Annotated in this window: 20 protein-coding genes; 8 read left to right on the plus strand and 12 right to left on the minus strand. The window is 59.9% G+C overall.

What is annotated here, in order from left to right:
- The first annotated feature begins 51 nt into the window (after positions 1–51).
- Together KBP52_RS29075 and KBP52_RS29080 are read left to right on the plus strand one after the other, a co-directional pair.
- Positions 52–2409, plus strand: a complete 2358-nt coding sequence (locus tag KBP52_RS29075; protein WP_212621521.1) for a fimbria/pilus outer membrane usher protein — start codon at positions 52–54, stop codon at positions 2407–2409.
- Positions 2406–3377, plus strand: coding sequence for a spore coat U domain-containing protein (locus KBP52_RS29080; protein WP_212621522.1), 972 nt, complete (start codon positions 2406–2408; stop codon positions 3375–3377). Before KBP52_RS29075 ends, KBP52_RS29080 begins: the two co-directional genes overlap by 4 nt.
- Before the next feature lie 123 nt (positions 3378–3500).
- Here the strand turns inward: KBP52_RS29080 and KBP52_RS29085 are convergent, their stop codons facing one another.
- Positions 3501–4256: an anti-sigma factor gene (locus tag KBP52_RS29085; protein ID WP_212621523.1), complete on the minus strand. Its 756-nt coding sequence runs from the start codon at positions 4254–4256 to the stop codon at positions 3501–3503.
- Positions 4253–4759 (minus strand): sigma-70 family RNA polymerase sigma factor, encoded by a 507-nt coding sequence (locus KBP52_RS29090; RefSeq protein ID WP_123594161.1) that lies wholly within the window; start codon positions 4757–4759, stop codon positions 4253–4255. Before KBP52_RS29090 ends, KBP52_RS29085 begins: the two co-directional genes overlap by 4 nt.
- A 157-nt stretch (positions 4760–4916) precedes the next feature.
- Between KBP52_RS29090 and KBP52_RS29095 the strand changes: the two genes are divergently transcribed.
- Positions 4917–6023 carry a catalase family peroxidase gene (locus KBP52_RS29095; RefSeq protein ID WP_212621524.1) on the plus strand — a complete coding sequence of 369 codons (1107 nt, stop codon included), beginning with the start codon at positions 4917–4919 and terminating at the stop codon, positions 6021–6023.
- Complete coding sequence (locus KBP52_RS29100) at positions 6020–6565, plus strand: cytochrome b (protein ID WP_212621525.1); 546 nt, start codon at positions 6020–6022, stop codon at positions 6563–6565. Before KBP52_RS29095 ends, KBP52_RS29100 begins: the two co-directional genes overlap by 4 nt.
- On the opposite strand, the gene KBP52_RS29105 is transcribed toward KBP52_RS29100, so the two are convergent.
- A complete protein-coding gene (locus KBP52_RS29105) occupies positions 6562–7755 on the minus strand; it encodes an MFS transporter (protein ID WP_212621526.1) in 1194 nt (397 codons plus the stop codon). The genes KBP52_RS29100 and KBP52_RS29105 overlap by 4 nt on opposite strands.
- A gap of 148 nt (positions 7756–7903) precedes the next feature.
- The gene (locus tag KBP52_RS29110) at positions 7904–9055 is read right to left on the minus strand and encodes a M14-type cytosolic carboxypeptidase (protein WP_137219379.1); all 1152 of its coding nucleotides are present in this window, start codon (positions 9053–9055) and stop codon (positions 7904–7906) included.
- A 96-nt stretch (positions 9056–9151) separates the two neighbouring features.
- On the opposite strand from KBP52_RS29110, the gene KBP52_RS29115 reads away from it, so the two are divergent.
- Positions 9152–9391, plus strand: coding sequence for a hypothetical protein (locus KBP52_RS29115; RefSeq protein ID WP_137219380.1), 240 nt, complete (start codon positions 9152–9154; stop codon positions 9389–9391).
- A gap of 144 nt (positions 9392–9535) precedes the next feature.
- On the opposite strand, the gene KBP52_RS29120 is transcribed toward KBP52_RS29115, so the two are convergent.
- Complete coding sequence (locus tag KBP52_RS29120) at positions 9536–9874, minus strand: DUF3077 domain-containing protein (RefSeq protein WP_116030176.1); 339 nt, start codon at positions 9872–9874, stop codon at positions 9536–9538.
- Positions 9875–10004: 130 nt separating this feature from the next.
- Here KBP52_RS29120 and KBP52_RS29125 point away from each other — a divergent pair, with 130 nt between their 5' ends.
- Positions 10005–10664, plus strand: a complete 660-nt coding sequence (locus KBP52_RS29125) for a S24 family peptidase (RefSeq protein WP_077573655.1) — start codon at positions 10005–10007, stop codon at positions 10662–10664.
- Positions 10665–10704: 40 nt separating this feature from the next.
- Here KBP52_RS29125 and KBP52_RS29130 read toward each other — a convergent pair whose 3' ends face one another.
- The 4 genes from KBP52_RS29130 to KBP52_RS29145 all read right to left on the minus strand — a co-directional run bounded on the left by KBP52_RS29130 (position 10705) and on the right by KBP52_RS29145 (position 16370).
- Positions 10705–12654, minus strand: coding sequence for an acetyl/propionyl/methylcrotonyl-CoA carboxylase subunit alpha (locus KBP52_RS29130; RefSeq protein ID WP_212621527.1), 1950 nt, complete (start codon positions 12652–12654; stop codon positions 10705–10707).
- The gene (locus KBP52_RS29135; RefSeq protein WP_212621528.1) at positions 12654–13469 is read right to left on the minus strand and encodes a gamma-carboxygeranoyl-CoA hydratase; all 816 of its coding nucleotides are present in this window, start codon (positions 13467–13469) and stop codon (positions 12654–12656) included. The genes KBP52_RS29130 and KBP52_RS29135 overlap by 1 nt, the downstream gene beginning before the upstream one ends.
- Before the next feature lie 117 nt (positions 13470–13586).
- Positions 13587–15194 carry a carboxyl transferase domain-containing protein gene (locus KBP52_RS29140; RefSeq protein ID WP_212621529.1) on the minus strand — a complete coding sequence of 536 codons (1608 nt, stop codon included), beginning with the start codon at positions 15192–15194 and terminating at the stop codon, positions 13587–13589.
- A gap of 12 nt (positions 15195–15206) precedes the next feature.
- Complete coding sequence (locus KBP52_RS29145; RefSeq protein ID WP_077573652.1) at positions 15207–16370, minus strand: isovaleryl-CoA dehydrogenase; 1164 nt, start codon at positions 16368–16370, stop codon at positions 15207–15209.
- A 294-nt stretch (positions 16371–16664) separates the two neighbouring features.
- On the opposite strand from KBP52_RS29145, the gene KBP52_RS29150 reads away from it, so the two are divergent.
- Positions 16665–18362 (plus strand): AMP-binding protein, encoded by a 1698-nt coding sequence (locus tag KBP52_RS29150; protein WP_212621530.1) that lies wholly within the window; start codon positions 16665–16667, stop codon positions 18360–18362.
- Positions 18363–19028: 666 nt separating this feature from the next.
- On the opposite strand, the gene KBP52_RS29155 is transcribed toward KBP52_RS29150, so the two are convergent.
- From KBP52_RS29155 to KBP52_RS29165, 3 genes are all read right to left on the minus strand, one after another.
- Positions 19029–19928 (minus strand): hydroxymethylglutaryl-CoA lyase, encoded by a 900-nt coding sequence (locus KBP52_RS29155; RefSeq protein ID WP_212621531.1) that lies wholly within the window; start codon positions 19926–19928, stop codon positions 19029–19031.
- A 145-nt stretch (positions 19929–20073) separates the two neighbouring features.
- Entirely contained in the window at positions 20074–20472 is a 399-nt protein-coding gene (locus KBP52_RS29160; protein ID WP_077573649.1) for a MerR family DNA-binding transcriptional regulator, read from the minus strand.
- A gap of 177 nt (positions 20473–20649) precedes the next feature.
- The gene (locus KBP52_RS29165; protein WP_016986544.1) at positions 20650–21579 is read right to left on the minus strand and encodes a LysR family transcriptional regulator; all 930 of its coding nucleotides are present in this window, start codon (positions 21577–21579) and stop codon (positions 20650–20652) included.
- A 185-nt stretch (positions 21580–21764) separates the two neighbouring features.
- Between KBP52_RS29165 and KBP52_RS29170 the strand changes: the two genes are divergently transcribed.
- Positions 21765–22994 (plus strand): acyl-CoA dehydrogenase, encoded by a 1230-nt coding sequence (locus KBP52_RS29170; protein WP_212621532.1) that lies wholly within the window; start codon positions 21765–21767, stop codon positions 22992–22994.
- Positions 22995–23084 lie beyond the last annotated feature (90 nt).

Consider the following 23084-nt stretch of genomic DNA (forward strand, 5'->3'; position numbering starts at 1 on the left):
GACGCAAGCGGTATCAGGAGGATTCAGTCCATTGACGGACGTAAAACGCGTATGAACCCAGGACGGGTTCGCCGTATTCAGCGTCCGTTGTGGCTCATCACCGGCGCGTGTTGCCTGATGTTCATTCAACCATCCGGGGCCGGCGATCTGCCGCCGCCTCCCAGCGGCATGGAGGCCGTGAGTGATGCACAGTTGTTTCTGGAACTGGTGGTCAACCAGATGAATACCGGGCGCGTAGTGGCGGTGCAGCAGCGCGACGGGCGCTTGTTTTTGCCAGCGACGGCGTTGCGCGAAACCGGCATGAAACTGCCCGACAGCCTCGGCGCCGAGGTCGATCTCGACAGTCTGGCGGGGCTGCACAGTGACTACGACAGTGTTGGTCAACGCTTGCTGCTGGACGTGCCGCCGGACTGGCTGCCGGAACAATTCATCGGCAATCGTCAGGCTTACCCGCGCACCCCGGCGCTGAGCAGTTTCGGCGCGCTGTTCAACTATGACCTGTACCTCAATGACACCGACGATGCCGGCACTTATCTGGCGGCGTGGAACGAAGTGCGGCTGTTCGACAGTTGGGGCACGCTGTCCAACACCGGGCAATACCGGCAAACCTTGTCCGGTGATTCACTCAACACGCTGGACAACGGCTACTTGCGATACGACACCACCTGGCGTTACTCCGACGACGAGCGAATGCTCACCTACGAGGCCGGTGACGTGATCAGCGGTGCTTTGCCGTGGAGCAGTTCGGTGCGTCTGGGCGGCGTGCAGTTTTCTCGGGATTTTGCCGTACGCCCGGATCTGGTGACCTATCCATTACCGCAATTTGCCGGTGAAGCGGCGGTGCCGTCCTCGGTGGATCTGTTCATCAATGGCTACAAGTCCAGCAGTGCGGATTTGCAGCCCGGGCCATACACGCTGACCAATATTCCGTTCATCAACGGTGCGGGCGAAGCCGTCGTAGTGACCACTGATGCGCTCGGTCGTCAGGTCTCGACCACGGTGCCGTTCTATGTCACCAGCACTTTGCTGCAAAAAGGCTTGAGCGATTTTTCCGTGGCGGCCGGTACGCTGCGCCGCGACTATGGTTTGAAGGATTTCAACTACGGCCCGGGTGTCACCTCCGGCAGTCTGCGCTATGGCGTCAGCGACAGTTTCACCGTGGAAAGCCATGCCGAAGCGGCCGATTCGCTGACACTGGGCGGCCTCGGCGGCAATTGGCAGCTCGGTAACTTCGGTGTGCTCAACAGTGCACTGAGCCAAAGCCGTTTCGACGGCGAGGGCGGTCACCAGGTCAGCCTGGGCTATCAGTACAGCAATCAGCGTTTCAGCTTTTCCTATCAGCGGCTGCAACGTCATGATCAATACGCCGACTTGAGCGTGGTCGACAGCCCCTATATCAGCCTTAGCCGGCGCAGCGAGCAAGCGACCCTGAGCCTTAACCTCGAACGCTGGGGCAGCCTTGGTGCGGGTTATTTCGATGTGCGCGCGGCGGACGATTCGCGCACGCGGCTGCTCAACCTCAGCTGGAGCAAACCGTTGTGGCGCAACAGCAGTTTCTACCTGTCGGCCAACCGTGAGATCGGCGACAGCAACTGGGCGGTGCAGGCGCAACTGGTGATTCCGTTCGATCTGCGCGGCAGCCTGGCGATCAGCAGTGATCGCAGTAAAACCGGGCAGAGCCAGCAGCGGGTCAACTACAGCCGCGCGGTGCCGACCGAGGGCGGCGTAGGTTTCAATCTGGGTTACGCCAAGGGTGATGGCGCTGATTATCGTCAGGCCGACGTTACCTGGCGTCTGCAATCGGTGCAGTTGCAGGCCGGTGTCTATGGCACTTCCGACGCCGAAACCCGATGGGCCGATGCCAGTGGTTCACTGGTGTGGATGGATCGCCAGGTGTTTGCCGCCAACCGTATCGACGATGCGTTTGTGGTGGTGAGCACCGAGGGTTTTGCCGACATTCCGGTGCGCTACGAAAATCAGCAGGTCGGTCAGACCGACAAGAACGGTCATTTGCTGGTGCCATGGAGCAGCGCCTATTACCGCGGCAAATATGAAATCGACCCACTGAATCTGCCGGCCAACGTGCGCAGCCCCAACGTCGAACAACGCATCGCTGTACGGCGTGGCAGCGGTTATCTGCTGGAGTTTCCGCTGACCCGAGTGATTGCCGCGAGCATCGTGCTGGTCGACGCGCAGCAGCGCGAGTTGCCGCTGGGCGCGGGTGTTTTGCATGAGCAGAGTGGCACGCGAACGGTCGTCGGCTGGGATGGGCTGGTCTATCTGGAAAACCTGCAGGCGCAGAACTCGCTGCAGGTGACGCTGGCCGACGGCAAGACCTGTCATGCGCAGTTCAGCGTCGATCTGAATCAAAATCAGGTGCCGTTGATTGGCCCGTTGGTGTGCCAATGATGTTCCGGCGATGGCTGTTATGTCTGGTACTGCTTATACCCGGGGCGGTGCAGGCTGCGTGTTCGGTGGTCAGCACCACACCGGCGGCGTTCGGTATGCTCAGTTCGATCGCCGTGCGCACGACTTCGCAGCCCAGTTCCACACTGAATGCGGGTTTGAGTTGCACCGGTTCGCTGCTCTCCCTGCTGACCAGCAACGACCACTTCTGGGGCACCGTTTCATCGACTCAGAGTGGTCTGGTCGGGCCGACCGGCGATGTCATCAATTACACGATCTACGCCAACAACAGCACCAGCTATCCGCTGACCCGCGGCACCGCCTATGACTTTGCGCGCAACGGCATCATCGATGCCCTGGGCCTGCTCAACGGGACAACGCCGAAAACCGTGCCGCTGTATCTCGGTACCACCATTGGCAGCAACGTCGCCGCCGGGGTGTATACCGAGACCCTGAGTATTTTCTGGAACTGGAATTACTGTTCGGGGATCGGCATCGGCGCTGTTTGCCTCGGGCGTGATATCGCCAACGGCACGACTTCTTTGACGGTGAACCTGACCGTGTCCAACGACTGCACGATTACGGCGCCGAACATTGCCTTCGGCAGCGCGCCGGTGGTCAGCGCTTTTACGCCGGTGACCGGACAGACCATCAATCTGGCCTGCACCAAGGGCAGTGCCTACACCGTGGGGATAAGTGACGGGCAGAACGCGGTGAGTGTCGGCGGCCGGCGACGGATGATTTCCGGGAGCAATTATCTGGCCTACGATATTTTCAAAAGCGCCGGTACCACGCGCTGGGGCAGTGTCGGCACGGCACGGCGGGCGAGTACCGATGCCGAGGTCAATCCGGGGAACGGCTTGGGCACGGGCAGTCAGATTTTCAACTACAACGCGAAGATCTACACCGACCAGACCACACCGCCGGCGGGAACTTATCTGGACAATGTCGTGCTCGATGTGGGTTTCTGAGCCTGAAGCTGATCCCTTGTAGGAGCGAACCTGCTCGCGAATGCGGTGTGTCATTCAGCAACGATGCGACTGATCTGGCGCCTTCGCGAGCAGGCTCGCTCCCACAGGGGAGAGGTGGAACTCTCAGAATTGCAGCGATTGCTTGAGCTGTTGCGCCGCTGGCGTATCGACCGGGCTGACCATCGCATAGTTATACCCGCCGCCCGACCAGTACTCGGCCTGCAAGTCGCCATCACTGCGGCTGCCACGGGGCAAAAAGGTGTTTTTCGGGCCCGGCGGGCGCACGTAGAAACTCACCTTGTGCCCGCTGCCATCCTCATACATGACCATCGCTGCCGGGCCTTCGTCGGTGCTGAGCAGGCGTCCGCTGACCGGTTCAAACCCGGCCGCCTTCAGATCAGGCAAGCGACTGGCCCGGGTGAAATAGCGGTCGAGCCAGCGTTGCATATCACCCTCACTGTCGACTTTGTAATCCGCTGGCAGCATGCCTTGCTGGGCAATCAAGCGATAAGCCTGCAAAGCATCGGTCATCGGCAGCATGGTCGAGCGCACAAGGGTCATTTCCCGCGCCTGCCAGCCACTGAAGCCGCCGACACTGACCGCAATCAGCAACACCGCCGCGCTGGCCAGATGACGACGTGACTGACGCTGACGGCGCTGGCGAATCATCGCCGGATCAAGCGCCGGATTGGCCGGTTGCTGCAACGCGCCGCTGAGTGCCGCGCGCAGTTGCTGGGCATCCTGTTGCCAAGCGCGCACCTGCACCGCTTCGTCCGGGTGACTGGCCAGCCAGGTCTCCAGCACACGCCGGTCGACGTCGCTGAGCTGGTGGTCGACATAGGCGTGCAGGTCACGCTCGTTGGGAGGCAGGCTGATCATTTGAGTATCCGCAAAGAAGGGTTGCTGATTTCGCCGTCGCTGAGTTGGCGCAAGGCCTGGCGGGCACGGGACAGGCGCGACATCACGGTGCCGATCGGGGCGTCGAGAATCTCGGCGACCTCTTTATAGGAAAGGCCTTCCACCGAGACCATCAGCAGCAAGGCGCGCTGTTCGGTGGGCAGACGGTCGAAGGCTTGCAGGGTCGACTGGGCAATGACGGTGCGCTCCGCCGAGGGTTCGGCATCGTCGCGACCGGTGAAGAATTCGAGCATCCGCGCGTAGCGTCGCGAGCGGCGATGGGCGTCGAGAAACTGCCGATAGAGGATCGCAAACAGCCAGGCACGCAAGTCGCCGTCAGCGCGTTTATCGCCCCAACTCGACAGCGCCCGCTCAAGGCACGCCTGCACCAGATCGTCGGCGCTGCTGCTGTTGCGTGTCAGTGACACGGCAAAGCGGCGCAATCTGGGAATGATTTCTCTCAACTGTTCGTCGAATTCGCTCATGAAATTCTGCTAGTCACTACGCTGTGGACTAGGGAGACGCCCGCCGTTGAAGGTTATTCCACGTTCGGAAAAATAAATACCGTCGTGTGGAATAAACCCGGACGCGGCGCGTCTTGCTGATTCTTCCTACTTGTGGCCGATGGCCCTGGAGTTTTTCATGGTTGATCGCACCTCACCCAACGCTTCACCGCCCGGCGGGCCGCAACGCCCGCCACTGAGTGCCGCGAGCCTGATATTGCGTCTGGGCGGCATTGCCGTGGTAGTCGCTGCGGTGGCCGGGGCGTTTGCCTACGTTCACGGTAACTTCGACCCACAACGTCTGACGCCAAAAGCGCTGGTCGATGTGCTGGAGAAGAACAACGGCGTGCATCCCGGGTTTCGTCGTAACCACGCCAAAGGCGTGTGCGTGATCGGGCATTTCGAAAGCACTGGTGAGGCGCGGGTATTCTCCACCGCGCAGGTGTTCAACGAACCGCAGACGCCGGTGGTCGGGCGTTTCGCGCTGCCGGCGGGCAGTCCGTATGCACCGGACAGCAGCGTGCCGATTCGCAGTCTGGCGCTGCGGTTCACCCAGGCCAACGGGCAGCAGTGGCGCACCGGGATGAACAGCATGCCGGTGTTCCCGGTCGGTACGCCTGAGGCGTTTTATCAATTGCAGCAGGCACAGTCGCCGGATCCAGCCACGGGTAAACCTGATCCGAGCAAGGTCCCGGCGTTCTTTGCCTCGCACCCGGAAGCCGTGCCGTTTCTGACCTGGGTGAAAACCGCCAAGCCGTCGGCCAGTTATGCCACTGAAACCTACAACAGCGTCAATGCGTTTTATCTGGTCGACGCCAGCGGAAAAAAGCAGGCAGTGCGCTGGAGCATGACGCCGTTGGCGCGCGACGCTGCGGGCGCTAGTGCGCCTGAGGGCGGCGATTTTCTCGAGAAGGATCTGGTGCAACGCTTGGCATCCGCGCCGCTGCGCTTTCAGTTGAATATCACTCTGGCCAATCCTGAGGATCCGGTGAACGACGCCAGCAAGACCTGGCCCCAGGGGCGCAAGGTGTTGAATGCGGGCACGCTGGTGCTGGAAAGGACCCAGCCGCAACTGAGCGGCGAATGCCGTGACATCAACTATGACCCGCTGGTGCTGCCGGCCGGGATTCAGGGTTCCGACGACCCGTTGCTCGCGGCCCGTTCCGCCGGTTACGCCGATTCCTATCTGCGTCGCACCAGCGAAGTCAGCCAGTTGCCCGCCGCCAAACAGGAGGCTCGGCCATGAAAACCCAACCGACGCATTTCGCCCTGTTGGCGCGGCTGCTGCACTGGCTGATGGCGCTGATGATCATCGCCATGCTGTTTATCGGTGCAGGGATGGTCACCTCGGTTTCCGAGCGGCATGAATGGCTGATCCATCTGCACAAACCGCTGGGCATCGCGATACTGGCGCTGGTGATTGTGCGTTTGCTGGTGCGACTGACCACTCGCCAGCCACCGTTGCCAGCGGATCTGCCGGGCTGGCAAGTGCTGGCGGCCAAGGCTTCGCATCTGTTGTTGTATGCGTTGATGCTGGTGTTGCCGTTGCTCGGCTGGGCGATGATCAGCGCCTCGGGTGAACCGGTCATGCTCAGCACAACGTTGCAATTGCCAGCGATCGTTCCGGCCGACGCGCAGTTGTTCGCGTTTTTGCGCAAGGCTCATGGCTATCTGGCCTATCTGCTGTTCCTGACGGTGCTGCTGCACTTGGCGGCGGCGCTGTTTCATGGCTGGATCCGCCGCGACGAAGTGCTCGACAGCATGTTGCGCGGTCGCGATCGCAGTTAACCCGCTTGAGTGGCGCATCGAGCCGGTGCGCCGCTTTTCAGGGTCAGCCACCAGTACGCGAGCGCCACGGCGTTGATGCCCGCGCCGAGCAGGCACACGCCAATCCAGCCGGCCCACGCGTACATGGCGGTCGAGCCGATGGAGCCGAGTGCGCTGCCGATCGAGTAAAACAACATGTAACCGGCGGTGAGACGGCTTTGCGCTTCGGGGCGCACACTGTAAATCATGCTTTGGCTGGTGACGTGCACGGCTTGCAGGCCCAGATCAAGGGTGATCACGCCGAGCAACAAAGCCCACAACGAGGATTGGGTGAGGGCGATCGGCAGCCAGGAGGCAAGCATCAGCAACAGCGAAAGACCGCTGACCCATTGCCCGAGACCGCGATCCGCCAGATGCCCGGCCCGTGCGGCGGCCAGCGCACCGGCGGCACCGGCCAGCCCGAATAGTCCGATTTCACTGTGCGACAACGACAGCGGTGGGGCGGCCAGTGGCAGCACCATTGGCGTCCACAGCACCATCGCGCTGGCGAAGGTCAGCAGGGCGAGGATCGCGCGTTGGCGCAGCACCGGTTCTTCTTTGAACAAACCGAAAACCGAGGCGATCAGTGCAATGTAGCCAGTCGCCGGTTGTGGCGATTCATGCTTGGGTAGAACTCGAAACAGCAGCAACGCCATCACCAGGGTCAGCCCGGCTGACAGAAAGTAGATCGCTCGCCACCCAGCCAGATCGGCCATGCCGCCGGCGACTGTGCGTGCCAGCAGAATTCCCACCACTATGCCGCTGGTGACTACACCGACCACGCGCCCGCGTTGGGCCGGGAGCGCCAGGGTGGCGGCGTAAGCCACGAGCACCTGCGTGACCACGGCGAGCAGCCCCGTCAGCGTCATGCCGAGCAGCAGCCAGACACTGCTGGGCGCCAGCGCGATCATCAACAAGGACGCTGCCGACAGCAGAGTTTGAGTGACGATCAACCGGCGCCGGTTGAGCAGATCGCCGAGGGGGACCAGTAGTACCAGACCGATGCCGTAACCGATTTGCGTCAGGGTGATGACGATGCCGATGGTCGCCGGCGACATCGCAAACGCCTCGGCCATCGCGTCCAGCAATGGCTGGGCGTAATACACATTACCCACGGCCAGACCGCAGGCCACAGAGAAAAGCAAAACGGTGCTGCTTTTGAGAGGTTTCATATCCCGCATCCTTTTAGGTTTCAAAATAAAACCTTGATAACGGTATTGATTCAGGTTTTATTTTGCAACCTGTTTGCCCGAAGGTACGAATGGCAGAAAGCAAAAGATCGCAGACAAGCTGCGATCTTTTCAGGGACGGAGGAGGGGATCAGCGCAGGGTATCAACCATGTCAGCGATGGTGGTCAGCACGTCTTTGCCCAGCTGTTTTGAGCGTTTGCCCGACCAGCCGGTTTCCTTGTCGGGATGGTCGTCGTGATCCTTGAACGGCATTTCCAGGGTCAGCGACAGGCAGTCGTATTTCTGTCCGACGCTGTTGCACGCCAGGGTCATGTTGGCCTGGCCCGGTTCGTCGCGGGTGTAGCCGTGCTTGGTCTGGAAATCTTTAGTGGTGTGTTTCAGGTGGCTGCGGAAATGCTCTTCGAGCTTTTCGATGCGCGGCGTGTAACCCGGATTGCCTTCACAACCGGCGGTGAATACGTGGGGGATTTCTTCGTCGCCATGTACGTCGAGGAACAGATCGACGCCGTACTTTTCCATCTGCTGTTGTACGAAAAGTACCTCGGGGCTGACGTCCTGACTGGCGTTCTGCCAGGCGCGATTCAAGTCCTGGCCCATCGCGTTGGTGCGCAAGTGACCGTGGAAGGCACCGTCCGGATTCATGTTCGGCACCAGGTACAAGTCAGCGCTGGCCAGCAGTTTGTTCAGCACAGGGTCGTCGTGTCTTTCCAGGCGTTCGATCACGCCTTCCATGAACCATTCAGCCATGTGTTCGCCGGGATGTTGTTGAGCAATGATCCAGATTTTGCGCTGACCTTCGGCGCCGGTGCCTTTGCGCAGCAGTTGAATATCGCGACCTTCGACGCTCTTGCCGGTGGCCAGCAATTCGGTGCCGGCCTTGCTCAGGGCCTGATCGATCAGCCAGTCATGACGACCACGGCTGTAGGGTTCGAAGTAGGCGAACCAGGCATGGGTTTGCTCGGCTTCAAGGCAAAAGCGCAGGCTGTCACCTTCAAAACTGGTTGGAATGCGGAACCAGTTGACGTGGTCGTAGGAGGCGACTGCCTGATAGCCGGTCCAGGCTTTGTTATAGGAGGACTGGCTGGCGTTGACCAAGCGGAACCAGTGTTCCTGATGAACATGCAGACCGCTGGCCTTGAAGTGGAACCACTGAAAATGGGCGCTGCGGGTATCCGGGCGAATGGCCAGGACTGGATTGAGCGGGTTGCTGATGTCGATGACTTGGATGTTGCCGCTGTCGAAGTTGGCGCTGATGTCGAACGAAGATTTGGCCACGGTCATAATCGATTCCTGAATATGATTTTTATGGCCGTTACTGTACACGCAGGCAGGGCTGAAACCGAGGGGATTTGAGGGGTGTGGCGGGGGGCGTCCTCCATGACGCGCAAGCAGCTTAGAGAGTGTGCGATTGATTCTCAAGTGCTAATTGTCATTAGTTTGCCCCAATCTGGCCGGGCTTCGCTTGCCAAGCGATATTCTTTTGATATTATCCGCGCCATCGAATTTGCAGCACCTAAAGACTTCATTAGCCTGAAGCCACAAGCCCGAAAAACGGGCAAAAAAAAGACCCGGCAAAAAGCCGGGTCAAAAACCGTGATTAGCCTGATGAGGAGATAGTCCAGAAGACCGACCTAAGGTCTCTGGTCCATCGACTGATCTCGCGACCAGCTGCATGCAATAATAATCATTATCATTTGCAAGTCAAATGTTTTTACCTGCGCGATAGGAAAATTCTTTCCTGTCCGCCCGCACTGCTCTCCCTCAGGCTTCATCGCCATCGAGCGAATGGTCAACCATCGCCCGCGCCATATCCACCATGTGCACCACTGAAAATGCCAGATCGCGACTCGCGCCTTGCAGGTTTTCGGCTGCTTTGAACGCAGTGGCTGCGGCACAGCGCAACAGATCCGAGGCGTGCACCAGGGCTTCTTCGCCACTGAGATGGCGCCTGACATCGAAAAAGCGTTCGTCGACTGCCGGTTCTGACACAGCTGGTTTCAAGTAATAGTCCAGCGCTCGCTGCGCTGCCGCATTGCCCTGAGGGGAGGTGAAGGTGGTGTCCATTTGCAGATCGGGCAAGTCTTTGCTGCTGATATTCATGATGAAGAGGCACTCCTTGGTCGATTGAAAATCCGTGCCTTCAGAATAGTACTCTGTGTAGTTGTGACCAGAATTTAAATACTACAATATGTGTTTTGCTGGCCGAAGGCGTCGACGTAAGGTGCTGCACATGGATAAATGGATTGAGTTGGTCAAGGCCAAGATGAGTGAACTCAAAATCACTCAAACAGAGCTCGGAGAGCGCGTCGGCATGTCCCAGGGCGGGATCGGCCATTGGCTGAACAAGCGTCGCGAACCCGGCATCACGGAAATGAATCGCGTGCTGCAAGCGCTGGGCATGGATTTTCTGGAAGTGGTGCTGGTTATCCGGGAACCGCAAATAACATCTGACGACGACATGCCGCTGGCGCAGAAGTACAACCCTTACTTCCGTTACCCGGTCAGCGATTGGCAGACGACCTGCGAGGTGCGCGAGAGCGATCCGGCGTCCTACACGAAGGCATCCGGCAAACAGCGTTTCGAACTGACGGATTACCACGCGCGTGGCCCGGCGTTCTGGCTGACGGTGACGGGGGATTCGATGACCGCTCCCAGTGGCCAGAGCATTGCCGAAGGCATGCTGATTCTGGTCGACCCGGCAGCGGAGGCGGTGCCCGGCAAACTGGTGATCGCCCAGTGGCCCGACAGCCCTGAAGCGATCTTCCGCAAGCTGGACGAAGAGGGCGGCCAGCGTTACCTGGTGCCGCTCAATCCGACCTGGCCGAAAGCCCTGCTGACTGATGAGTGTCGAATCATCGGCGTTGTGGTTCAGGCAACGGCGCGTTACTAGTCAGATCGATCCTCGCCAGGCGTAGGATCGATCCTGCCGTTCACACTTCTTCCAGTTCAACCAAAGCGCTGCCTTCGCCGACCATTTCGCCTTCCTGGCAATACAGCGCTTTGATCACCCCGGCATGCGGCGCACGAATGCTGTGTTCCATCTTCATCGCTTCCAGCACCACCAGTTGTGCCCCGGCCTCGACCGATTGCCCAGCCTCGACCAGCACGCGGACAATGCTGCCGTTCATCGGCGCGGTCAGTCCGCCCTGATGGCTGTGACTGGCTTCGACGGCGCTGATCGGGTCGTACGTTTCGATGCGCCGCAACTCACCTTCCCATTGCAGGTACAGAGAATCCCCTTGGCGGATGGCACGCAATGTACGACGAACGCCCTCGTGCTCGACGATGAGTGCTTCGCCGGACAGTCTGGCGTGATCATCGGTACTCAACGTCAAAGCGCGATCTTGCCCCTCGCAACTCAAATGCAGGCTGATTTCCCTTGGCAGACCCGCGCGCAAACCGCTGTTGAGTGACCATGGCGAAGCAGGATCATCCTGACGCGCCAATTGCGGCAGACTCTGCGCCACGGCTTGCGCCGCCGCGCTCCAGAACGCATCGCTCAACATGCCCGGAGCAGGCAACAATTGCTCCTGATAACGCGGGATGAACCCGGTATCCAGCTCCGCCGCCGCAAACGCCGGGTGCGCAATGATTCGCCGCAAGAAGTTGATGTTGGTTTTCAAGCCGCCAATCGCAAACTCGTCGAGCATGCTCAACAAGCGCAATCGAGCCTGTTCACGATCCTCGCCCCAGGCAATCAGCTTGCCGAGCATTGGATCGTAGAAGGGCGAAATTTCATCGCCTTCTTCGACCCCGCTATCAACGCGGCGCCCCGGCCCTTCAGCCGATTCGCGATACAACGCCAGATGCCCGGTCGCCGGCAAAAAGTCATTCGCAGGGTCTTCGGCGTACAAGCGCACTTCAATCGCATGGCCGTTCAATGGCACTTGATCCTGGGTGATCGGCAACGCTTCACCCCGGGCAACACGGATTTGCCACGCCACCAGATCGAGACCGGTGATGGCCTCGGTCACCGGGTGTTCGACCTGTAGTCGGGTGTTCATCTCCATAAAGAAGAATTCGCCACGGGCATCGAGCAAAAACTCCACCGTACCGGCGCCGACATAACCGATCGCCTGCGCCGAGCGCACAGCCGCTTCGCCCATCGCCCGACGCAGTTCCGGGGACAAGCCCGGTGCCGGAGCTTCTTCGACGACTTTCTGGTGACGGCGCTGAATCGAGCAATCACGCTCGTTGAGGTACAGGCAGTTGCCATGCTGATCGGCGAACACCTGGATTTCCACGTGACGCGGCTTGAGCAGGTATTTCTCCACCAGCATCCGCGAGTCGCCGAACGATGACTGCGCTTCACGCTGAGCCGAGGCGAGGGCTTCGGCCAATTGGCTGACGTCCTCGACCACTTTCATGCCTTTGCCGCCACCGCCAGCCGTGGCTTTGAGCAGCACTGGATAACCGATACGCGCGCAAGCATCGCGGAAGGTCTCGAGATCCTGCGCTTCACCGTGATAACCCGGCACCAGTGGCACGCCAGCGGTTTCCATCAACGCTTTGGCGGCGGACTTGCTGCCCATGGCATCAATGGCCGAGGCGGGTGGGCCGAGGAAAATCAGCCCGGCGGCTTCGATGGCGCGAGCGAATCCGGCGTTTTCCGAGAGAAACCCGTAACCCGGATGAATCGCCTGCGCGCCACTGGCCTTGGCCGCTGCGATCAGTTTGTCGATTTGCAGATAACTGTCGGCCGCTTTGCTGCCACCAAGATCGACGCGAATGTCCGCCTCACGGCTGTGCCGCGCCTCGCGGTCGGTGGCGCTGTGCACGGCGACCGTGGTCAGGCCCAGCGCTTTGGCGGTGCGCATCACGCGGCAAGCAATTTCGCCACGGTTGGCCACCAGCAGAGTGGTGAGAACAGGTGCGCTCATCAACGCGGCTCCTTGGTGGTGGTTGCGGCTTGCCAGTTCGGTGGTCGTTTTTGCAGAAAGGCGCGCAAGCCTTCCTGACCTTCAGGGCTGACGCGGATGCGGGCGATGGCATTTTCGGTATAGCGGCGCAGCGCCGGGGTCAACGCGCCGTTGCCGACTTCACGCAGCAAATCCTTGCTGGCGCGCATGGCAGCGGGGCTGTTGAGCAGCAGGTTGTTGATCCACTGTTCGACTTGCTGATCAAGATCAGCGGCGGGATAGCTTTCGGACAACAAACCGATTTCCCGTGCGCGTTGGCCGCCGAAACGTTCAGCGGTCAGCGCATAGCGCCGCGCAGCCCGTTCGCCGATAGCCTGTACAACGAACGGACTGATCACCGCCGGCGCCAGACCAATGCGCACTTCCGACAGGCAGAATTGCGCGTCATCGGCGCCAATCGCCATGTCACAGCAACTGATCAATCCCAGTGCGCCACCGAACGCTGCGCCTTGGACCACGGCCACTGTGGGGATTTTCAGCTTGGCGAGGTTGTACATCAGCTCCGCCAGTTCGCGGGCGTCGTCGAGGTTGGTGTGGTAATCGAGCTCGGCCGATTGCTGCATCCACGCCAGGTCAGCGCCAGCGCTGAAATGCTTGCCACGGCCACGCACCAGCAAGAAACGCAGGCTGGCGTCGCTGGCGACTTTGTCGAGGGCGAGGATCAACTCGCGGATCATCTCGGCATTAAAGGCGTTGTTCTTTTCCGCGCGGTTAAGCCACAGCGTCGCAAAACCGCGTGGGTCGCTTTGCAGTTCGAGGGTGTTGAAATCACTCATTTTCATCCGTCTCCACGGTTCCTGTGGGAGCGAGCCTGCTCGCGAAAGCGTTGTACCAGTCGACATTTCCGCTACCTGACAAAGCGTATTCGCGAGCAGGCTCGCTCCCACAAAAAATCACATCCGGAACACGCCGAAGCGGCTCGGTTCGATTGGCGCGTTCAACGACGCGGACAAGGCCAGGGCCAGCACATCGCGGGTCTGCGCCGGGTCGATGACGCCGTCGTCCCACAGCCGTGCGCTGGAATAGTAGGGGTGACCCTGCTCTTCGTACTGGTCGAGAATCGGTTGCTTGATCTCGGCTTCCTGCTCAGCGCTGAAGGCCTGACCACTGCGTTCAGCCTGTTCGCGTTTGACCTGCACCAACACGCCCGCTGCCTGCTCGGCACCCATCACGCCGATCCGCGCGTTTGGCCACATCCACAGGAAGCGCGGATCGTAAGCGCGCCCGCACATGCCGTAGTTACCGGCGCCGAAGCTGCCGCCGATGATCACGGTGAATTTCGGCACTTTTGCGCAAGCCACGGCGGTTACCAGTTTTGCGCCGTGCTTGGCGATGCCGCCGGCCTCGTATTTCTGACCGACCATGAAGCCGGTGATGTTTTGCAGGAACAGCAGCGGAATGCCGCGCTGGCAGGCCAGTTCGATGAAGTGCGCGCCTTTCTGCGCGGCTTCGGCGAAAAGGATGCCGTTGTTGGCCAGAATCGCGATCGGGTAGCCGTGCAGGTGCGCAAAGCCACACACCAGCGTGGTGCCGAACAAAGCCTTGAATTCATCGAACACCGAAGCGTCGACCAGTCGCGCAATCACTTCGCGCACGTCGAAGGGTTGCTTGGCGTCGGCGGAAACCACGCCGTACAACTCATCGCTGGCGTACAACGGCGCAATCGGCGTGCGTTGCTGCACTTCGCCGAGTTTGCGCCAGTTAAGGTTGGCGACGCTGCGGCGGGCGAGGGCGAGGGCGTGTTCGTCGCTCTCGGCGTAGTGGTCAGCGACCCCGGAAACCTTGCAGTGCACATCAGCGCCGCCCAGATCCTCGGCGCTGACCACTTCGCCGGTCGCGGCTTTCACCAGCGGCGGCCCGGCGAGGAAAATCGTCGCCTGATTGCGCACCATGATCGCTTCGTCAGCCATTGCCGGCACATAAGCACCACCCGCAGTGCAGGAACCCATGACCACGGCGATCTGCGGGATGCCCATTGCACTCATGTTGGCCTGGTTGAAGAAGATCCGCCCGAAGTGCTCGCGATCCGGGAACACTTCGTCCTGACGCGGCAGGTTGGCGCCGCCGGAGTCCACCAGATAGATGCACGGCAGGCGATTCTGCTGCGCGATGGTCTGCGCGCGCAGGTGTTTTTTCACGGTCAGTGGATAGTACGAACCGCCCTTCACCGTCGCGTCGTTGGCGACGATCATGCACTCGACGCCCTCAACCCGGCCGATACCGGCGATCACACCAGCGGCCGGTACGTCTTCGCCATACACAGCGTGGGCGGCCAATTGACTGATTTCCAGAAACGGTGAGCCCGGATCGAGCAGGCGATTGATGCGTTCGCGCGGCAGCAATTTACCGCGCGAGGTGTGGCGTTCCTGGGCTTTCGCGCCGCCGCCCTGCGCCACTTGGGCGAGCAGGGTGTGCAGGGCGTCGACCTGTTTGAGCATCGCCGCGCTGTTGGCGGCGAACTCCGCTGAACGAGGATTGAGCTGAGTGTGCAAGGTAGCCATGGCCAGCTCCGTTTAGCGGGTTTCGTTGAACAGTTCGCGACCGATCAGCATGCGACGGATCTCACTGGTGCCGGCGCCGATTTCGTACAGCTTTGCGTCGCGCAGCAAGCGGCCCGCCGGGAATTCGTTGATGTAACCGTTACCGCCGAGAATCTGGATCGCGTCGAGGGCCATTTGTGTGGCGCGTTCGGCGGTGTAGAGGATCACCCCGGCGGCGTCTTTGCGGGTGGTTTCGCCACGCTCGCAAGCCTGCGCAACTGCATAGAGGTAGGCGCGGCTGGCGTTGAGTTGGGTGTACATGTCGGCGACTTTGCCCTGGATCAGCTGGAATTCGCCGATGCTCTGGCCGAACTGTTTGCGGTCGTGGATGTACGGCACGATCAGGTCCATGCACGACTGCATGATCCCGGTCGGGCCACCGGAGAGAACCACGCGCTCGTAATCGAGGCCGCTCATCAGCACTTTGACGCCGCCGTTGAGGACGCCGAGGATGTTTTCTTCCGGCACTTCAACGTCATCGAAGAACAGTTCGCAGGTGTTGGAACCGCGCATGCCGAGCTTGTCGAACTTGTTGCTGCGGCTGAAGCCTTTCCAGTCGCGCTCGACGATGAAGGCGGTGATGCCGTGCGGGCCTTTTTCCAGATCGGTCTTGGCGTAGATCACGTAAGTGTTGGCGTCAGGGCCGTTGGTGATCCAGGTCTTGCTGCCGTTGAGGACGTAACGGTCGCCGCGTTTGTCGGCGCGCAGCTTCATAGAGACCACGTCGGAGCCGGCATTCGGTTCGCTCATGGCGAGGGCGCCGACGTGCTCGCCGCTGATCAGTTTCGGCAGGTATTTGCTTTTCTGTTCGTGGTTGCCGTTGCGATTGATCTGGTTGACGCAGAGGTTGGAGTGCGCGCCGTAGGACAACGCTACAGAGGCCGAACCGCGGCTGATTTCTTCCATCGCCACCACGTGCGCCAGGTAACCCAGGCCCGCGCCGCCGTACTCTTCCGGCACGGTGATGCCGAGCAGGCCCATGTCACCGAACTTGCGCCACATGTCGGCGGGGAACAGGTTGTCGCTGTCGATCTGCGCCGCGCGCGGGGCGATCTCCTTGGCGACAAAGGACTGCACCTGATCGCGCAACATGTCGATGGTTTCACCGAGGGCGAAGTTCAGGGATGGATAGCTCATGGGTCACCTTTTGGCTTTTTTGTAGGGTGGGGAGGGCGGTCACTCGGCTCTCACCTTTACGTTAACGTAAGCCTGTGATGGATGGCTGTCAATCACCCTTTACGTTAACGTCAACTTGAGCGAGAGTAGGGGCAGTTCAAGATTGAAAGCTGATTAGTTTTTGTAGGAGTGATCCTGCTCGCGATCGCGTTGTGTCAGTCGACGTAAATGTTGACTGATGGATCGAGATCGCGAGCAGGCTCACTCCTACAAGTGACCGTCGGCAACCCATAAATAAAGACAATAGGGGTCGTCATGGATCAACCCAGTGCAAACCCGCAGCGCAGCTACACCCGTGGTTCTCAGGACAAAGCCTTGCTGGCGATGACCATCGGACAGAAGTTTGATCAGACGGTCGCGCAGTACCCGGACGGTGAAGCGCTGGTGGTGCGCCATCAGCAGCTGCGCTATTCCTGGCGACAACTGGCCGATGCAGTCGATCTGCACGCCAGAGCGCTGCTGGCTTTGGGTTTGCAGGCCGGCGACCGGCTCGGTATCTGGGCACCCAACTGCGCACAATGGTGCATTACACAATTCGCCACCGCGAAAATCGGCGTGATCCTGGTCAACGTCAACCCGGCCTACCGTAGCTCCGAACTCGAATACGTACTCAAGCAATCCGGCTGCCAATGGCTGGTTTGCGCCGGGGCGTTCAAGTCCTCCAACTACCACACCATGTTGCAGGGATTGGTGCCGGAACTGGCCGAGCAATCCATCGGCCAATTGCGCAACGAGCGCCTGCCGGACTTGCGCGGGGTGATCAGCCTCGATGCGCAGCCACCGTCAGGTTTCCTGCCGTGGTCGCAATTGGCCGACATGGCAAGCAGTGTCTCCAAAGAACAACTACACGAACGCAGCGACAGCCTGCACTTCGATCAAGCGGTCAACATCCAGTACACCTCCGGCACCACCGGTTTCCCCAAGGGCGCGACCCTCAGTCACTACAACATCCTCAACAACGGTTACATGGTCGGCGAAAGCATCGGCCTGACCCCGCGCGACCGCCTGGTGATCCCGGTACCGCTGTACCACTGCTTCGGCATGGTCATGGGCAACCTCGGCTGCATCACCCACGGCAGCACGATGATTTACCCCAACGATGCCTTCGACCCGTTGCTGACCCTGCAAACCGTCGCCGAAGAAAAAGCCACCGGCCTCTATGGCGTACCGACCATGTTCATCGCCATGCTCGACCAGCCACAGCGCGGCGAATTCGATCTGTCGAGCCTGCGCACCGGGATCATGGCCGGTGCGACGTGCCCGATCGAAGTAATGCGCCGGGTCATCAGCGAGATGCACATGAGCGAAGTGCAGATCGCCTACGGCATGACCGAAACCAGCCCGGTGTCGCTGCAAACCGGGCCAAACGATGAACTGGAATTACGCGTGACCACCGTTGGCCGCACCCAGCCACAACTGGAAAGCAAGATCATTGACGAAGCCGGCAACCTCGTGCCGCGCGGCACCATCGGCGAACTGTGCACCCGTGGTTACAGCGTGATGCTCGGCTATTGGAGCAATCCGCAGGCCACCGCTGAAGCCATCGATGAGGCGGGCTGGATGCACACCGGCGACCTGGCGAGCATGAACGAGGAGGGTTACGTCAACATTGCCGGGCGCAACAAGGACATGATCATCCGTGGTGGCGAGAACGTTTATCCGCGTGAGCTGGAAGAGTTTTTCTTCACTCACCCGGCGGTGGCGGACGTGCAGGTGATCGGCATTCCGTGCTCGCGTTATGGTGAGGAGATTGTCGCCTGGATCAAATTTCATCCCGGCCACAGCGCTTCGGAGCTGGAGCTGCAAACCTGGTGCAAGGAGCGCATCGCGCACTTCAAGACGCCACGGCACTTCAAGTTCGTCGAAGAGTTTCCGATGACGGTCACGGGCAAGATTCAGAAATTCAGAATGCGGGAAATAAGCATCGAAGAACTACGCGAAAAGCAGGCCTGACACAAACCCCTGTAGGAGTGAGCCTGCTCGCGATAGCGTCGTGTCAGTCGATGCAATACTGACTGATACACCGCTATCGCGAGCAGGCTCACTCCTACAGGGGATCGGTGTTGGAAAGAGGAATCACAGAAAGCACAAAGGGGAGCCGAGGCTCCCCTTTAATTTTGTCGTCGCGTGCTCTTTTTTATTATTGAGGGTCGGTCTGTTGTTGTTTTTGGCAACCGTGGCCCTTTACCGCTGTTTTTGGCGACCCCCATCCGGGGTCAAGAGCAAACGTATTTTTTTGAGCGCTGATCTGCTTTCTCGCTAAGCGATCCAACCGATTCGGGAGCTACCTGAAGGTAGTTTTATTGTTCTCTGCCCGGTTGCGGGTCACTCCTGAGAGCACCCTGAAAAGCACACCTTCTCCAAAAAAATCTGTTAGCTGCGTCTCTGCCGTGTTGTTTTTGTTATGTCAGAGTCGGTACGTCTTATTTTTATTGGTTTGCTGCTTTTTATTCTTGTTATGCCATAGAGATAGCAGAAGCCGTGCCAACTTTAAAAATACGTTATAAATCAATGACTTGAAAATTAAGGCGTTTTTTCACTCCGACGAAACCAGACAATTTGTTTCCGTGTTACTCGCTTCAACCCACATTCCAGACACAGCGGTAACACCTTGTCCCCTCACTGTGCGCTGCGAGCCTTGGCCACGCGCGAACCGCTCGGGCGACCGAGCACCGCGCTGATCTGCTGACCCGCAGCAATCAAGGCGTCCAGGTCAATTCCGGTCTTGATGCCGAGGCCGTTGAGCAGGTACACCACATCTTCGGTAGCAACGTTACCGCTCGCGCCTTTGGCGTACGGGCAGCCGCCGAGGCCCGCGATAGAGCTGTCGAACACCGAAATCCCTTCGAGCAGGCTGGCGTAGATGTTGGCCATGGCCTGGCCGTAAGTGTCGTGGAAGTGCCCGGCGAGTTTTTCCTGTGGCACTTGCGCCGACACCACTTCAAACAAGCGGCGAGTCGCGCCAGCGGTGCCGGTGCCAATGGTGTCGCCCAGCGATACTTCGTAGCAGCCCATCGCATACAACTCGCGCGCGACCATCGCCACTTGCTCCGGCGCGACCGTGCCTTCGTACGGGCAGCCGAGCACGCAGGACACGTAACCGCGCACGGTAACGCCGTGCTGCTGCGCGGCTTCCATGATCGGCGCAAAGCGCGCCAGACTTTCGCTGATCGAGCAGTTGATGTTGCGCTGTGAGAACGCCTCAGACGCGGCGGCGAACACCGCGACTTCCTTGACCCCGGCGGCTATGGCGTCCTCGAAGCCGCGCAGGTTTGGCGCCAATGCACCGTAGGTCACGCCGGGTTTGCGCTGGATTTGTGCGAACACCTCGGCGGAACCGGCCATTTGCGGTACCCATTTCGGCGAAACGAAACTGCCGACTTCTATATAGCCGAGACCGGCGGCGCTGAGGGCGTCGACCAGTTGCACCTTGTCGGCGACGCTGATCGGTTGGGCTTCGTTCTGCAGGCCATCGCGCGGGCCGACTTCGATCAGGCGTACTTGGGAGGGGAGGGACATGGCGGTTGACCTGCTCTTTTGAATTCGTGGAGAACCCTTGTAGGAGTGAGCCTGCTCGCGATAGCGGTGTGTCAGATAATATTTGTTCGACTGACACACCGCTATCGCGAGCAGGCTCACTCCTACAGGGGATTTGTGGTGTTTGTCAGATCGCTTGCTGGTTCTTGAGGGTTTGCTCCAGCGCCTGCACGCAGCGCTCTTCAGCGGTATCGAGTTCCAGCTTCATCTGTTCGATATCCAGCAACTGCTGCTCCAGCTGCTCGCGGCGCTCGCTGATTTTCGCCAGCATGCTGTTGAGCTGCTTGGTGTTACCGCTGGACGGGTCGTAAAGCTCGATCAGTTCGCGGCATTCGGCCAGCGAGAAACCGATGCGTTTGCCGCGCAGGATCAGCTTCAGGCTGACCTTGTCGCGTGGCGAATAGATACGTTCCTGGCCACGGCGCTCAGGGCTGAGCAGGCCTTGCTCTTCATAAAAGCGGATCGCCCGGGTGGTGATGTCCAGCTCGCGGGCGAGGTCGGAGATGCTGTAAGTCTGGCTGCTCATGGAAGCGCTCGGAAAAAGGTCTTGGCGCTAAGCTAATGGCAGGTTGACGTTTACGTCAAGCAGGATGATCTGTGGTGTTCATGCTGGCCTCATCGCGAGCAGGCTCACTCCTACAGGGAACGCATTCCACATGTAGGAGTGAGCCTGCTCGCGATGGTAGCGCCGCGGTAAAAAGCCCTACACCTTATCGAGCTTCTTCTCCTGCGCCGTCACCTGTTGGCACAACTCGATCATCTGCTCGCGCATCCAGCGATTCGCCGGGTCCTGGTCAGTACTTTCATGCCAATACAGGTGCGTCTCCACGGGCGGAACATCATTCACCGGCAAATTAAACGCTTGCAGCTCATGCCGACGGGCGAAGCGCTCCGGCACGGTCATGACCATGTCGGTCTGCTGCATCACCTGCGACGCCATCAGATAGTGCTGCGAGCGCAGGGCAATCTTGCGCTGAATGCCCATTTTGCCCAGCGCCAGATCGACATAACCCAAACCACTGCGGCGGCTGGAAATGTGGATATGCGTCAGCGACAGGTAATCATCCAGCGATAGCTTTTCTTTGCCCGCCATCGGATGACCCTTGCGCATCGCGCAGACGTAACGGTCTTCCATCAGCTTGACGTGGCGCACCTGCGGGTCGGTGTTGAGCGGTGCATCCACGGCAAAATCCAGGCGTCCGGCGGCGAGTTCCTTGGTGGTCTCCCGACGTTTTGACAGAAAACTTTCGATAATCACGGTCGGCGCTAGACGGCGCAGGCGCTGGAACAGCGGCGGCAAAATCACCGCTTCGGTGAGGTCGGTCATGCTGATGCGGTAGGTCTTGACCGCTTGCGCCGGGTTGAAGATGCGGCTTTCCTGCACCGACACGCGCAGCAACGACAACGCGTTGCGCACCGGGCCGATGATGTTTTGCGCCATCGGTGTCGGCACCATGCCCTGTGCGGTGCGCACGAACAGCGGATCGTTGAAGGTCTCGCGCAACCGCGCCAAGGCGTTGGACACCGCCGGCTGGGTGATGCCGACAATCTGCCCGGCGCGGGTCAGGTTGGCTTCGGTGTAGATCGCGTCGAAGACGATGAAAAGGTTGAGGTCGACCTTACTCAGATTCATAACGCGGCTTCTCTTGTTATTTAGGGCGGTGTTTTGGGGGCTGGCAATCAGCCGATCATATATCGGTGATGAATGTTTATACACGCCGAGAATAGGCTAGGTAAATTATCAGCGCTGTTCTAGCATCGATTGCATGGCTTAAACAACCTCTGCTCAAGAACTGCCTTAACCATCGGGAGCTGCTCATGGATTTCGCTTATTCGCCCAAGGTGCAAGAACTGCGTGAGCGCGTGACCGCGTTCATGGACACTTACGTTTACCCGGCCGAAGCCGTGTTCGAGCGCCAGGTTGCCGAAGGCGATCGCTGGCAGCCGACGGCGATCATGGAAGAGCTCAAAGCCAAGGCCAAAGCCGAAGGTTTGTGGAATCTGTTCCTGCCGGAATCGGAGCTCGGTGCCGGTCTGACCAACCTTGAATACGCGCCGCTCGCGGAAATCATGGGCCGCTCGCTGCTCGGCCCCGAGCCGTTCAACTGCTCGGCGCCAGACACCGGCAACATGGAAGTACTGGTGCGCTACGCCAACGAAGAACAGAAACAACGCTGGCTCGAACCACTGCTGCGCGGCGAGATCCGCTCGGCATTCGCCATGACCGAACCGGATGTGGCTTCCTCCGACGCTACCAACATGGCCGCCCGCGCCGTGCGTGATGGCGACGAGTGGGTGATCAACGGCAAAAAATGGTGGACCTCCGGCGCCTGCGATCCGCGTTGCAAGATCCTGATCTTCATGGGCCTGAGCAACCCCGATGCGCCACGCCACGCCCAGCACTCGATGATCCTCGTGCCGGTTGACACGCCCGGCGTGAAGATCGTCCGTCCGTTGCCGGTATTCGGTTACGACGACGCACCACACGGCCACGCTGAAGTGCTGTTCGACAATGTGCGCGTACCGTATGAAAACGTCTTGCTGGGTGAGGGCCGTGGCTTCGAGATTGCTCAAGGTCGCCTTGGCCCAGGCCGCATTCACCACTGCATGCGCTCGATTGGCATGGCTGAACGGGCACTGGAATTAATGTGCAAACGCGCGGTGAGCCGCACTGCCTTCGGTAAACCGCTGGCGCGTTTGGGCGGTAACGTCGACAAGATCGCCGACTCGCGAATGGAGATCGACATGGCGCGCCTGCTGACGTTGAAAGCGGCGTACATGATGGACACCGCGGGTAACAAAGTGGCGAAAAGCGAAATCGCGCAGATCAAAGTGGTTGCGCCGAACGTCGCGCTGCGGGTGATCGATCGGGCCATCCAGATGCATGGCGGGGCAGGGGTGTCGAACGACTTCCCGCTGGCCTACATGTACGCGATGCAACGTACTTTGCGCCTGGCCGATGGCCCGGACGAAGTTCACCGTGCGGCGATCGGCAAGTTCGAGATCGGCAAATATGTGCCGAAGGAAATGCTGCGAAGCGAGCGCTGATCCAGCACCGCGTTATCGTTCTTCGCGAGCAGGCTCGCTCCCACATGGGATCGCATTCTTCCAATTGGAATGCGGTTAAATGTGGGAGCG

Source organism: Pseudomonas sp. SCA2728.1_7 (assembly GCF_018138145.1).
Lineage (GTDB): Bacteria > Pseudomonadota > Gammaproteobacteria > Pseudomonadales > Pseudomonadaceae > Aquipseudomonas > Aquipseudomonas koreensis_A.

What these genes read in the sequence shown, in the direction of transcription:
- KBP52_RS29160 (WP_077573649.1), bottom strand. Translation starts at nt 20,472, where the DNA reads ATGAGCAGCCAGACTTACAGCATCTCCGACCTCGCCCGCGAGCTGGAC.
- KBP52_RS29095 (WP_212621524.1), top strand. Translation starts at nt 4,917, where the DNA reads ATGGTTGATCGCACCTCACCCAACGCTTCACCGCCCGGCGGGCCGCAA.
- KBP52_RS29085 (WP_212621523.1), bottom strand. Translation starts at nt 4,256, where the DNA reads ATGATCAGCCTGCCTCCCAACGAGCGTGACCTGCACGCCTATGTCGAC.
- KBP52_RS29155 (WP_212621531.1), bottom strand. Translation starts at nt 19,928, where the DNA reads ATGTCCCTCCCCTCCCAAGTACGCCTGATCGAAGTCGGCCCGCGCGAT.
- KBP52_RS29105 (WP_212621526.1), bottom strand. Translation starts at nt 7,755, where the DNA reads ATGAAACCTCTCAAAAGCAGCACCGTTTTGCTTTTCTCTGTGGCCTGC.
- KBP52_RS29145 (WP_077573652.1), bottom strand. Translation starts at nt 16,370, where the DNA reads ATGAGCTATCCATCCCTGAACTTCGCCCTCGGTGAAACCATCGACATG.
- KBP52_RS29110 (WP_137219379.1), bottom strand. Translation starts at nt 9,055, where the DNA reads ATGACCGTGGCCAAATCTTCGTTCGACATCAGCGCCAACTTCGACAGC.
- KBP52_RS29115 (WP_137219380.1), top strand. Translation starts at nt 9,152, where the DNA reads ATGACGCGCAAGCAGCTTAGAGAGTGTGCGATTGATTCTCAAGTGCTA.
- KBP52_RS29100 (WP_212621525.1), top strand. Translation starts at nt 6,020, where the DNA reads ATGAAAACCCAACCGACGCATTTCGCCCTGTTGGCGCGGCTGCTGCAC.
- KBP52_RS29165 (WP_016986544.1), bottom strand. Translation starts at nt 21,579, where the DNA reads ATGAATCTGAGTAAGGTCGACCTCAACCTTTTCATCGTCTTCGACGCG.
- KBP52_RS29120 (WP_116030176.1), bottom strand. Translation starts at nt 9,874, where the DNA reads ATGAATATCAGCAGCAAAGACTTGCCCGATCTGCAAATGGACACCACC.
- KBP52_RS29130 (WP_212621527.1), bottom strand. Translation starts at nt 12,654, where the DNA reads ATGAGCGCACCTGTTCTCACCACTCTGCTGGTGGCCAACCGTGGCGAA.
- KBP52_RS29080 (WP_212621522.1), top strand. Translation starts at nt 2,406, where the DNA reads ATGATGTTCCGGCGATGGCTGTTATGTCTGGTACTGCTTATACCCGGG.
- KBP52_RS29090 (WP_123594161.1), bottom strand. Translation starts at nt 4,759, where the DNA reads ATGAGCGAATTCGACGAACAGTTGAGAGAAATCATTCCCAGATTGCGC.
- KBP52_RS29075 (WP_212621521.1), top strand. Translation starts at nt 52, where the DNA reads ATGAACCCAGGACGGGTTCGCCGTATTCAGCGTCCGTTGTGGCTCATC.
- KBP52_RS29170 (WP_212621532.1), top strand. Translation starts at nt 21,765, where the DNA reads ATGGATTTCGCTTATTCGCCCAAGGTGCAAGAACTGCGTGAGCGCGTG.
- KBP52_RS29140 (WP_212621529.1), bottom strand. Translation starts at nt 15,194, where the DNA reads ATGGCTACCTTGCACACTCAGCTCAATCCTCGTTCAGCGGAGTTCGCC.
- KBP52_RS29150 (WP_212621530.1), top strand. Translation starts at nt 16,665, where the DNA reads ATGGATCAACCCAGTGCAAACCCGCAGCGCAGCTACACCCGTGGTTCT.
- KBP52_RS29135 (WP_212621528.1), bottom strand. Translation starts at nt 13,469, where the DNA reads ATGAGTGATTTCAACACCCTCGAACTGCAAAGCGACCCACGCGGTTTT.
- KBP52_RS29125 (WP_077573655.1), top strand. Translation starts at nt 10,005, where the DNA reads ATGGATAAATGGATTGAGTTGGTCAAGGCCAAGATGAGTGAACTCAAA.